We start from the raw sequence: 11853 nt of genomic DNA, 5'->3' as shown, positions 1-11853 counted from the left end.
ACAATGGACAGATGAAGCTCTTCCCGTTCGGCCGCCGTCACGCAGACTCCCTGGATTTCGACGATCGCGGCTCGGGCACGCTCGACGACTACGACTACGAGCTGCGCCCGACGCGACGCGGCGAGACTCTGCTCGGCCTTGCCGATTCGCGCCCGCACCAGGACGAACTCGCCCGAATCCTCGCCCTCGGCGACGAGGACATTACCGCCGTGATTCCGCGCCGCACCCCTGAGGAGGAACGGGTCGACGCACCGATGCCTGTGCGCCTGTTCGTCGCGCAGCGTCCGTCCAGTCTGGTCGGGTTCGTGCCGCGTGGCCTCGAGAACGTCATCGACGCGGCGCTAACTCGGCTCTCGGAAGCGCGGGTGTCGCCGCGTATCCCGGCCCGGATCGTGAAGGCAAGGGGCGGACTGCGCGTCCAACTGCTGATGCACGAGACCCGTGGCTGACCCGGCACGGATCGCCGCACCGCGCGGATTCCTGGAGGAACCGCGCCGCTGCTGATAGCATCAAACGGTTCCGAATCCGAAAGCGACCGCCGGTCGACACCGGATTCGAACCACGGAGCAGGCTGGCAGGAAGCTGGTCCTCGGTGGTGGAGTCCCGGTCAACGACAGAAGACAGCCCGGAGCTTTTCTACTGGTGGCCAGCACGAACGCCCTCCACACAACGGCGCGGCGCGAAGCCCTGCCGTGGGATCGTGTCGATTCCTGACCGGACCTCTGCTCCGTCGAACGCCGGTGCCCAGAAGGGGTGCCGCCGCAGACGTTGAAGGAGACAGACCTCTTGGAAGGTCCTGAAATCACATTCGCCGAAGCCGTTCTCGATAACGGTTCTTACGGCACCCGCACGATCCGCTTCGAGACCGGCCGCCTCGCTCAGCAGGCTCAGGGAGCGGTCGCCGCGTATCTCGACGAGGACACCATGCTCCTCTCGGCGACCTCGGCCTCGAAGAACCCGAAGGACAACTTCGACTTCTTCCCGCTGACCGTCGACGTCGAGGAGCGCTCCTACGCCGCCGGCAAGATCCCGGGCTCGTTCTTCCGTCGCGAAGGCCGCCCCTCCACCGAGGCGATCCTGGTCTGCCGTCTGATCGACCGACCCCTGCGTCCTTCGTTCGTCGAGGGCCTGCGCAACGAGGTCCAGATCGTCATCACGGTTCTCAGCATCGCGCCGGACGAGTTCTACGACGCGCTCGCGATCAATGCTGCAAGCGCCTCGACCCAGATCTCGGGTCTGCCCTTCTCCGGCCCCGTCGCCGGCGTCCGCCTCGCGCTGATGTCCGACGGCTCTGGCAACGACCAGTGGGTCGCCTTCCCCAAAGCCTCGCAGCTCGAGGACGCCGTCTTCGATCTCACCGTTGCGGGCCGCGTCGTCACCAATGAGGACGGCTCCTCCGACGTCGCGATCATGATGGTCGAGGCCGAGGCCACCGAGTCCTCCTGGAACCTCATCAAGGCGGGTGCGACCAAGCCCAGCGAGGACGTCGTCGCCGAGGGCCTCGAGGCCGCCAAGCCCTTCCTCCGCTCGCTCGTCGAGGCGCAGGCGAAGCTCGCGGCCGAGACTGCGAAGCCGGTCAAGGACTACCCGGTGTTCCTGCCCTACGCGCAGGAGACGTACGACACCGTCGCCGAGTTCAGCTACGACGAACTCGTCAGGGTCTACCAGATCGCCGACAAGGTCGAGCGTCAGGATGCGGATGACGCCCTCAAGGCGCGCGTCAAGGAGCAGATCGCCGAGCGCATTGCGTCCGGCCAGCTGTCCGCCGAGGCCTACAACCAGGTCGGCGCGGCGTACAAGTCCGTCACGAAGGTGGTCGTTCGCGGCCGGATTCTCCGCGATGGTGTGCGAATCGACGGTCGTGGCCTCGCCGACATCCGCCCGCTCGACGCCGAGGTGCAGGTCATCCCGCGCGTCCACGGTTCGGCGATCTTCCAGCGCGGCGAGACCCAGATCCTGGGCGTCACCACGCTGAACATGCTCAAGATGGAGCAGCAGATCGACTCGCTGTCGCCCGTCACGAAGAAGCGTTACCTGCACCACTACAACTTCCCGCCCTACTCGACCGGTGAGACTGGCCGCGTCGGGTCGCCGAAGCGCCGCGAGATCGGACACGGCTTCCTCGCCGAGCGCGCCCTCGTGCCGGTGTTGCCGAGCCGCGAGGAGTTCCCGTACGCGATCCGCCAGGTCTCTGAGGCCTTGAGTTCGAACGGCTCGACTTCGATGGGCTCGGTGTGCGCGTCGACTCTGTCGCTGCTCAACGCCGGTGTGCCGCTGCGCGCCCCGGTCGCGGGCATCGCCATGGGCCTCGTGTCCGATGTCGTGGACGGTCAGACCCGCTACGCGGCGCTGACCGACATCCTGGGCGCCGAGGATGCGCTCGGTGACATGGACTTCAAGGTCGCCGGCACGTCCGAGTTCGTGACGGCCATCCAGCTCGACACGAAGCTCGACGGCATCCCGTCGTCAGTCCTCGACGCCGCGCTCAAGCAGGCGAAGGATGCTCGCACCACGATCCTCGCGGTGCTCACGGCGGCCATCGACCAGCCCGACGAGATGGCCCCGACCGCGCCGCGCGTGATCTCGGTGCAGATTCCCGTCGACAAGATCGGCGAGCTGATCGGCCCGAAGGGCAAGACGATCAACGCGATCCAGGACGAGACCGGCGCCGACATCTCCATCGAGGAGGACGGCACCGTGTACATCGGAGCCGTCGACGGTCCGTCGGCCGAGGCCGCACGCGCACAGGTCAACGCCATCGCGAACCCGACCAACCCCGAGATCGGCGAGCAGTTCCTGGGAACCGTCGTCAAGATCGCGACCTTCGGCGCATTCGTGTCGCTGCTCCCGGGCAAGGACGGACTGCTGCACATCAGTGAGGTCCGCAAGCTCGCCGGTGGCAAGCGCGTCGAGAACGTCGAGGACGTCCTCGGAGTCGGTCAGAAGCTGCTCGTTCAGATCACCAAGATCGATGATCGTGGCAAGCTGTCCCTCGCGCCCGTCGTGGCCGAGGAGGCCGTCGTCGAGGTTCCTGTCGAGAGCTGATTCCTCCCGCACGACCCTGACCGCCCGTCCCACTCCGGTGGGGCGGGCGTCGTCGTGTGGCGGGTATGGGATACGGTAGCGGGACCGTGCCGCCGCACCCCCTGACCGGAGGATTCCGTGACCGACCCGACGCCCCTGGCTACCGAGCCGGAGACGCCCCCTCTCTCGCGCACGCTCGGCCGCACCGGTCTCTCCGTGCACCCGCTCGCCCTCGACGGCTCGGTCTTCGGTTGGGCCGCCGGCATCGACGACACCGCCGAAGTCCTCGACGCCTTCGGCCGGCTGGGCGGCACGCTGATCTCGACGGCTGACCACTATGCCACGGGGCGCAGTGAGTACATGATCGGCCGCTGGCTCGAATCGAGCGGGTTGCGTGAGCGGATGCTGGTGGCCACCAAGGTCGGCCGTCACCCGGACGCGCCGGGGCTCGACCCGGAGGATGTGCGGATCGCAATCGAGGCGAGTCTGGAGCGGCTCGGCACCCGGATCGACCTGCTGTCTTTCGACAGTGAGGACCCGGAGGTGCCGATCGCCGAGAGCCTCGCGGCCGTCGTGCCGTTCCTCGCCGACGGCAGCGTCGGCGCGCTTGGAGCGGCGCATTTCAGCGGCGCCGCCCTTGCTGCCGCGCAGGATGCGGCCAGCGCTTTCGGACTGCCGTCGCTGTCCGCGGTGGTTGCTGAGTACAGCCTGATGGAGCGCAGGGACTACGAGGCCGACGTCGCACCCGAGGTGGTGCGTCTCGGGCTGGGGACGCTCGCTCGCCTCCCGCTCGCGAGTGGATACCTCACGGGCAAGCTACGCAGCCGCACCGATGAGCCGGAGTCGGCCATGTTCGAGGCGGGTCTGGACTACGTCGGCAGGCACGGCTCCCGTGTGCTTGCCGCCCTCGATGAGGTTGCTGAGACGCACGGGGCCGAGCCGGCGACCGTGGCACTCGCCTGGGTCCTCTCGCATCGAGAGGTGTCGGCCGCGATCGTCCGGGCGCGCAGTGCGGCTGAGCTGGAGTCGCTGTTCAAGGCCGCGGCATTGCCACTCACTCGCAGTGACAGAGCCCAGCTCGATCGCGTCTCGGCCTAGGGTCCCGCGGCGGCAGGGACCGGATCGTCGGTGCCGGCCCTGCGCTCCCGGCGGCGGCGCTCTCAGCGACGCAGGATGCGCGCTTCCCACGGCGCCAGGATGGTCCCGGAGCCGCCGGGCAGATTGCCCAGCACCGTTTCGGCTCCTGCCCACTCATCGAGCAGCGGCACCTCGAGCGGATCACCGGAGACGTTGCCGACCACCAGCAGCTCATCCGCTCCGCTACGCGTAAAGGCGAACAGCGCCGGATGCTCGGGCTCGAGCAGGGTGAAGCGGCCCAACTGCACGGTCTCGTCCTTGTGACGCAGCGTGATGAGGGCGCGGTAGTACTCGAACACCGAACGCTTGGCCGCGCGATCGGCGGCGACATTCACCTCGGCCGCATTCGGGTTGACTGCGATCCACGGCTGGCCGGTGGTGAAGCCCGCGTGCGCGGAGTCGTTCCACTGGACGGGGGTTCTCGCGTTGTCGCGGCTCTGCGCACGGAGACCGGCGAGGACCGTGGCGGCGTCCTCCCCACGCTGGCCGACCGCCTCCGCCCAGTAATTCAATGACTCCACGTCTCTGAAATCATCGATGCCAGCGAAGGGGACGTTCGTCATCCCGATCTCGTCGCCCTGATAGATGTAGGGCGTGCCGCGTTGCATGTGCAGGAGCGTCGCCCACAGCGTTGCGGATTCGTAGCGGTAGGCGCCGTCGTCGCCGAAGCGCGAGACGAGCCGAGGCTGGTCGTGGTTGCCGAGGTACAGGCTGTTCCAGCCGCGCTCGGCGAGACCGTCCTGCCAGCGCGCAAGGTTCGCCTTCAGGGCGACGAGGTCGAGCGGCACCGGGTGGAATTTGTCGACGCCGTGGTCGATTCCGACGTGCTCGAACTGGAAGACCATGTCGAGTTCGCGGCGCTCGGGATCGGTGACCAGCATCGCCTCCTCCAGTGTGACGCCGGGCATTTCGCCCACGGTGAGGAAGGCGCCATCACGACCGGCGAACACGGCCTCGTTCATCTCGCGGAGGAACTCGTGCAACCGAGGGCCGACGCCATCGAGGATGCCCGCGCCACCCGTCGCACTGTCGATAGCCTCGACGTCCTTAGAGACGAGGTTGATCACGTCCATTCGGAACCCGTCGACCCCGCGGTCGAGCCACCACGTCATCATCGCGTGCACCGCGTGCCTGACCTCGGGGTTTTCCCAGTTGAGATCTGGCTGCTGCACCGCGAAGAGGTGGAGGAAGTATTCGTCGGTAGCGGGATCGAGAGTCCAGGCGGGACCCGAGAAGTAGGAGCGCCACCCGTTGGGCTCGGCGACGTCAAGACCAGCGGAGGCCGCCGCCTCGAGTTTCCGGCCGGGCTCGGCGAGGGCGCGCCCCCGACGCCACCAGTACCAGTCGCGCTTCGGATTGTCCCGCGATGAGCGCGACTCGACGAACCAGGCGTGCTCATCGCTGGTGTGGTTGACGACGAGGTCCATCAGGATTCGGATGCCGCGCTCGTGCGCCTCTGCAAGCAGCAGGTCGAACTCGGCGAGGGTGCCGAACCGCGGGTCGATGTCCTGGTAATCCGAGATGTCGTAGCCGTTGTCGTGCTGGGGTGACGGATAGATCGGTGAGAGCCAGATGACGTCGATACCGAGGTCGGCGAGATGGTCGAGTTGTGAGCGGATTCCGCCGAGGTCGCCGATGCCGTCGCCGTTCGAGTCTGCAAACGAGCGGGGGTAGATCTGGTAGACGACGGCGCTGGTCCACCAGGGAGCGGACGGGGTTGGGGCGTCGGGTTTCATGAGCCCGAATCTAGCCGGGAGGTGCGACACGGAGGGGGCCAACGCACCGGCGGACGGCGCGTTTTGTAGCTCTCTGCGGCCTCCGTGTAACGATCTGGTGAACCGTTTCGGACCAGTCGCTGGTGCGGCTCCGACGCTCGGCTAACGTCTGACGCGGCGGGCATGAGAGCCGCCGCAGGGAGAGTGATGGCGTGCCCAGGGTCAAGTCCGGTGCAGCCGTGAGGGCGTTGCACCACGGTGCCCTGCCGTCTACCACGTGGCCGGTCGAGACCGCCGTCGTCGCGCAGACGCACCGCCGTCCGCTCGGCGAATCAGAGCACGCCCTGTTCCCCCTGATTCTCGACGTCTCCGCGGTCGGACGCGAGGGCGGCGCCGCCCTGCTCGAGCGTTTTGCCGCCTGGGGTGGCAATGGAGTGGTTGTCACCGATTCGGCGTCCTCCGTCGCGGCTGAGACGGAAGCCGGCAGTTGGCTTGCTGGTCACCGCGATCGAGACCGTTTTCTTCTTATCGGCCGTTTTGGCGCCCCCGAGGGAGCCGCAGCCACACCGCGGTTGCTGGTGACACGGATCGAGGATGTCCTGCGCCGCCTCCGCACGGACCGGTTGGACGTGCTCGCCGTTCGACCCGACGGCGCGGGCCGACTCGACGAGCTGCTGAGCGCGGCGGAGGTACTGCTTTCCCGCGGCCTGGTCCGAACGGTTGTCGCCTCGGGCTTTGCGGCGGAGCAGCTCTTCGAGGCGCGAGTGCTCGCCGCGCACGGGCTGCCGCGCTTCTGCGCCGTGGAGGTCCGCTACAACCTGCTCGAGCAGCAGGAGGCGGAGGGCGACCTCGGACTCGTCGCTGCCGGCCAGGGCCTCTCGCTCCTGTCGAGCGTCCCGCTTGCGCACGGCTTCCTCCGGGGCGTCGAACGGACGAAGCGTGACCTCGGCCGCCTGCCCGAGGGGGCTCTGGCGGCGGCGTACATCGGCCGTCGCGGCCGGCGGATGCTCGCTGCCCTCGACGCGATCGGCTCCGAACTCTCGGCGGCGCCTGCCGCTGTCGCCCTCGCCTGGCTGCTCGCTCGGCCGCACCTGGCCGCGGCGACCGTGGCCCCGCGCTCGCCGGCCGAGGTGGACGCGCTCGTGCGCGCAGTCTCACTCGATCTCGACGCCGGGCACGTCGCCGCGCTTGATCGCGCGCGGCGCTGACGACCGGGTACAAACGCCGCAGCGACGCTCCGCTCGGCTAGTTGCGCCAGCAGGTGGCAGTCGGGCGCCGGTGGCCTAGGGTGATCACGATGAATCACGGTGTCGCACTCCCACTCGACCAGCCGGAGACGACCATCCGGGCCGCAGGCGGGTCGTTGGTCCGCCGCTCCGTCCTTCCGAGCGGGGTCCGGATCCTGAGCGAAGCGGTTCCCGGTGCTCGGAGTTCGACGATCGGCTTCTGGGTCGCTGCGGGCTCACGCGACGAGCGCGCTGGTCGGCCGGCCACCGCGACCGAGGCCGCTGTGCCGTCCAACGTCGGCTCGACGCACTTCCTCGAGCACCTGCTCTTCAAAGGCACCCGGACGCGATCGGCGCTCGACATCGCTGTCGCCTTTGACTCCGTGGGCGGCGAGCACAACGCTCTGACCGCCAAGGAGTACACCTGTTACTACGCCAAGATCCAGGACCGCGATCTGCCGATGGCCGTCGAGGTCATCGCCGACATGGTTACGTCGAGCCTCCTGGACCCTGTCGAATTTGAGACGGAGCGCGGGGTCATCCTCGAGGAGCTTGCGATGGCCGACGACGATCCGGCTGATGTCGCGGGGGAGCGGTTGTTCGAGGCCGTCTTTGGTGACCACGCCCTCGGCCGCCCGATCGGCGGTACGGCTGCGACGATCGGTGAGGCGACTCGCGAGGCGGTCTGGGCGCACTATCGCTACGCGTACCGCCCGCGCGACCTCGTCGTTACTGTCGCCGGTGCCGTCGACCACGAAGCACTGGTGACACTGCTCGAGCGCGTACTCGCTTCCGACGGCTGGGACCTCGACACCCCCGCGGCTCCCGTCGAGCGTCGCGTCGGCGGCACCGCCTCGTACAGCCGGGGCAGCGCGCTCTCGGTGGTGCAGCGCCCCACCGAGCAGGCACATCTGCTCCTCGGCTTTCCCGGCATCGCAGCCGGTGATGAGCGCCGAATGACTATGGGAGTGCTCAACTCCATCCTCGGCGGCGGAATGTCGTCGCGGCTGTTCCAGGAGGTGCGCGAGAAGCGTGGGCTCGCCTACTCCGTTTACTCCTTCGCACCGTCGTACTCCGATGCGGGTCTCTTCGGCCTGTACGCGGCCTGTACGCCGGCCAAAGCGGGCGCCGTAGCCGAGTTGCTCCTCGGCGAATTCGGCCGACTCGCCGAGCACGGCGTGAGCGCCGACGAACTCGAGCGTGCCCGCGGGCAGCTCTCGGGCGCCGCCGCCCTCGCGCTCGAAGACTCGGACACGCGGATGTCGCGCCTCGGCCGTGCCGAGCTCACCTTCGGCGAGTTCGCTGATCTCGACGAGAGCCTACGGCGACTCGCCCTCGTCAGCGTGGACGACGTCCAGGCGCTGGCGGCAGACTTGGCCCGGGGGCCGTCGTCGATCTCGGCCGTCGGTGCGGTCGAGGAATCGACCTTCGCCGGGTTCGCCGATATCGCGAGCGCCTCTGTGGTCTGATCGGATTCTCTCCGGCCGGATCGTCGACCGCGCACCGTCGCGCCGCAGCAGGGAGGACTGTCGTGTCCCACTACATCTACCTCGTCCGTCACGGAGAGCAGCAAGACGCCGAGCATGGTCTACCCGACGGCCCGCTCTCAGCGCGGGGCGAACGCCAGGCCCGACTCATCGCGGAGCGGCTTGGCGGCGTCCCCTTCACTGGCGCGTGGCACTCGCCGCTGCGGCGGGCGGAGGAGACGGCCGCGCGCTTCCAGACGCTCCTCCCGAGCCTGCCGCTGCAGCCGTCCTCGCTGCTGTTCGACTGCATCCCGTCCGGCCCCACTCCCGACATGCCCAAGGCGTTCGAGCCCTTCTTCGGCAGCGTGACGCCGGCCGAGATCGAGGCCGGTCATGCGCAGATGCAGGATGCTGTCGCCGAGTTCCTGGCGCCCTCACGCGAGGACCGCCATGACCTCCTGATCACCCACAACTTCGTCATCGGCTGGTTTGTGCGCCACGTCTTCGACGCTCCTAACTGGCGCTGGTTGGGCGTCAACCAGGCCAACTGCGGCCTGACGATCATCCGCGTACGATCGCGCAAGCCGCCCGTGCTCGTGGTGCATAACGACCTGGCGCACCTGCCCGTCGAGCTGCGCACCGGCCTGCCCGAGGCGCAGCCGTACTGAGCGGCGGCGGAGGAGGATCGAGCGGCGGCGGAGAACGTCCGCTAATCGACAGGCCCGCGGGCTCGCTCAACAGTGTGTGAGTCGGGGCGAGCGCGTCCCATCGATGGTGCTGCATGTGCTCGAGGCGACCTTGATCGCCGTCGGCGTCTCCATTTCTGGAGGCTGGCGGGTGGAGGGAGCGGTAGGGCCGCATCCGTTCACCTATGCGCCGATGCTCACCCTGGTGCGCGATCTGCGCGACGCCCCGCCGTGCTCAGCTGCGCCGCGTTGTTAAGCTTGACCGGTGATTACCTCTGTCGCCGTGGTCGGTGCGTCCGGCCGACTCGGTTCCTTCACCTGCTCCCTCCTCGACGCGTCCGACGAGTTCACGCTTGTGGCGCGGCTCGGCTCGCGGAACGACCTGCGGGAGATGCTTGCGGCTGACATCGTCGTCGACATGACCGTGCCGGCGGTCAGCCAGCAGATCGTCGATCTCGCCGTCGCGAACGGGAAGAAGGTGCTGGTCGGCACCTCCGGCTGGACGGGCGACCGCATCGCCGCGCTTCGGCGCACCGTCGAGGAGCAGCCCGAGGCGGGGGTGATCATCATCCCTAACTTCTCACTGGGATCGGTCCTCGCCACCGCACTCTCGACCGTCGCTGCCCGATTCTTCGACGCGGCGGAAATCATCGAGGCACATGGCGCCCGAAAGGTCGATTCGCCCTCGGGCACCGCGGTGCGCACGGCCGAACTCCTCCTCCGTGCTCGCGCCGAGCTCGGACCTGTGCAGGCGCCGCACACCGATCAGCGGGCGCGGGGCCAGCAGGTCGCGAGCGTTCCGGTGCACAGCCTGCGGCTGCCCGGTGTGGAGGCGCGGCAGGAGATCATCTTTGGCGGCACGGGTGAGACGGTGACCATTCGCCACGACACGTTCTCCCAGTCGTCGTACGAGCAGGGTGTCCTGCGCGCGCTCGACGCTGTCCGTACGACGACCGGAGTGGTCGTCGGTCTCGATGCCTTGATTGATTTACGGGCGGCCTTCGACGCGGTACCGCTCGCGGAGCGCCCAACTGCTGACAGGCCCGTCGCCGATCAGGCGCCCTCCGGTCAGGCCGCCACCGCCACGAGCTCGGCGTGAGGACCCGCGTCGGCGTCGTCCTGATGGCGGTCTTGCTCGCCCTCTACCTGTTCGTCTGCCTGCAGTACTCGGTCGTCGCTTTCGCGGCGGCGACCGTGCCCGGCATCGTCATGGGCGTCGGCCTGCTCATCCTGGGTGCTGTCGGCGTCTGGGGGCTCGTTCGCGAACTGCTGTTCGGCGTCCGTGCCGAGCGCCTCGCCCGCCGTCTTGAAGGCGAGGACGGCCTTCCGAAGGAAGTTCTCGACTCGCGCGCCAGCGGACGGCCGCTCCGTGAGGAGGCGGACGGTTTGTTTCCGCGTTACGCCGAGGCGGTGGACGCGCAACCGAAGAACTGGCGCGCCTGGTACCGCCTGGGCCTCGCCTACGATGCGAGCGGTGACCGCAAGCGGGCTCGCGGAGCCATCCGCCGCGCCATCGCGCTCGAGCAGGACGCTTCCGCCTGAGTGTTCAGTGTTCAGGCCAGCACCCACTGCAACGCCTGTGCGATGGTGCGGTGCCGGAACTCGAAACCGTCATCGAGCAGCCGCCGCGGCACGAGCCTTTGGCTCGAGAGAAGCAACTCGTGGCCGGCGTCTCGCAGTGCGAGTTCGATGACCTTCTCGGGCACGGGAAGCGCGAATGGACGGTGCATCAGCTCAGCGAGTGTGCGCATGACGTCATTCGCTGTCGCAGGCTCGGGCCCGGCTAGGTTGACCGGTCCGGAGAGGGACGACGTCAGCAGGTGGCGGATCGCCGCGGCCTCGTCGTAAAGACTGATCCACGGCCACGACTGACGACCCCCACCGAGCGGACCGCTGAGCCCCAGGCGGGTGAGAGGGAGCAGCGGCTTCAGTGCGCCTCCGTCGCCGAGAACGAGGCCGGTGCGCAGGGTCACCACGCGGGTCGACTCGGGTGCGAGGTTGGCTGCCTGCTCCCAGCGGTCCACGACGTCCGCTAGGAACCCCTCGCCTCGCGCGGATTCCTCGGTGAGATCCTCGTCCGGTCGGTCTCCGTAGAAACCGACCGCGGAGGCATTGAGGAGGACCGACGGGGGAGCGGATGACATCCGCATCGCGTCCGTGATCGTGCGGGTCGCCTGCACCCGTGAGTCGAGGATGTCCCGCTTGTACGACGAGGTCCACGGTAGCCGGCTGATCGACGCACCCGAGAGATTGACCACCGCGTCGACTCGGTCGAGCACGCTGAAATCGAGCATGTGCGAGGTGGGCGCCCAGTGAAACTCATCCGAACTAGTTGGCGTGCGCCGTACCAGGCGAAGGATCTCGTGCCCCTCCGCGCGCAGTTGCCGAGAGAGTTCGGAGCCGATCATGCCGCTCGCACCCGAGATCAGGACCCGCAGCCTCGGCGACCGCGTCTCCTGCTCCGACGGCGCCGGCTCGGACACGTGCCCCCCAACGGAGTGCGTAGCTCGATGCGGCGAGCCCTCCGTCTCCGTTGGCTCCTGGTCCGAGTGCCGTGCGGATGAGTCGCTCATGGTGCCTCCCCAGGCCCGTCGCGGGC

The 11853-nt window shown here is 68.4% G+C and carries 10 protein-coding genes; 8 read left to right on the top strand and 2 right to left on the bottom strand.

Annotated features, from left to right (window positions below):
• The first annotated feature begins 11 nt into the window (after positions 1 to 11).
• From B0H03_RS12155 to B0H03_RS12145, 3 genes are all read left to right on the top strand, one after another.
• On the top strand, positions 12 to 449 hold the full coding sequence (locus B0H03_RS12155) for a hypothetical protein (protein WP_104263937.1): 438 nt from the start codon (positions 12 to 14) through the stop codon (positions 447 to 449).
• A 337-nt stretch (positions 450 to 786) separates the two neighbouring features.
• On the top strand, positions 787 to 3045 hold the full coding sequence (locus B0H03_RS12150) for a polyribonucleotide nucleotidyltransferase (RefSeq protein ID WP_104263938.1): 2259 nt from the start codon (positions 787 to 789) through the stop codon (positions 3043 to 3045).
• 117 nt (positions 3046 to 3162) lie between these two features.
• Positions 3163 to 4122, top strand: a complete 960-nt coding sequence (locus B0H03_RS12145; protein WP_104263939.1) for an aldo/keto reductase — start codon at positions 3163 to 3165, stop codon at positions 4120 to 4122.
• Between the two features lie 62 nt (positions 4123 to 4184).
• Here the strand turns inward: B0H03_RS12145 and B0H03_RS12140 are convergent, their stop codons facing one another.
• On the bottom strand, positions 4185 to 5897 hold the full coding sequence (locus B0H03_RS12140; RefSeq protein ID WP_104263940.1) for a glycoside hydrolase family 13 protein: 1713 nt from the start codon (positions 5895 to 5897) through the stop codon (positions 4185 to 4187).
• A 191-nt stretch (positions 5898 to 6088) separates the two neighbouring features.
• Between B0H03_RS12140 and B0H03_RS12135 the strand changes: the two genes are divergently transcribed.
• The 5 genes from B0H03_RS12135 (at position 6089) to B0H03_RS12115 (ending at position 10796) form a co-directional block, all read left to right on the top strand.
• Complete coding sequence (locus B0H03_RS12135; protein WP_104263941.1) at positions 6089 to 7084, top strand: aldo/keto reductase; 996 nt, start codon at positions 6089 to 6091, stop codon at positions 7082 to 7084.
• An 89-nt stretch (positions 7085 to 7173) separates the two neighbouring features.
• Positions 7174 to 8571: a M16 family metallopeptidase gene (locus tag B0H03_RS12130; protein ID WP_104263975.1), complete on the top strand. Its 1398-nt coding sequence runs from the start codon at positions 7174 to 7176 to the stop codon at positions 8569 to 8571.
• Between the two features lie 62 nt (positions 8572 to 8633).
• Positions 8634 to 9236 carry a histidine phosphatase family protein gene (locus B0H03_RS12125; protein ID WP_104263942.1) on the top strand — a complete coding sequence of 201 codons (603 nt, stop codon included), beginning with the start codon at positions 8634 to 8636 and terminating at the stop codon, positions 9234 to 9236.
• Between the two features lie 283 nt (positions 9237 to 9519).
• Positions 9520 to 10353 (top strand): 4-hydroxy-tetrahydrodipicolinate reductase, encoded by an 834-nt coding sequence (gene dapB, locus B0H03_RS12120; RefSeq protein ID WP_104263943.1) that lies wholly within the window; start codon positions 9520 to 9522, stop codon positions 10351 to 10353.
• Positions 10350 to 10796, top strand: coding sequence for a tetratricopeptide repeat protein (locus tag B0H03_RS12115; protein ID WP_104263944.1), 447 nt, complete (start codon positions 10350 to 10352; stop codon positions 10794 to 10796). The genes dapB and B0H03_RS12115 overlap by 4 nt, the downstream gene beginning before the upstream one ends.
• Before the next feature lie 11 nt (positions 10797 to 10807).
• Here B0H03_RS12115 and B0H03_RS12110 read toward each other — a convergent pair whose 3' ends face one another.
• Positions 10808 to 11827 carry a TIGR01777 family oxidoreductase gene (locus B0H03_RS12110; RefSeq protein WP_104263945.1) on the bottom strand — a complete coding sequence of 340 codons (1020 nt, stop codon included), beginning with the start codon at positions 11825 to 11827 and terminating at the stop codon, positions 10808 to 10810.
• Positions 11828 to 11853 lie beyond the last annotated feature (26 nt).

This window comes from Rathayibacter iranicus NCPPB 2253 = VKM Ac-1602, from assembly GCF_003149025.1.
Classification (GTDB): domain Bacteria; phylum Actinomycetota; class Actinomycetes; order Actinomycetales; family Microbacteriaceae; genus Rathayibacter; species Rathayibacter iranicus.
This window is presented reverse-complemented; position numbering and strand designations above follow the sequence as displayed.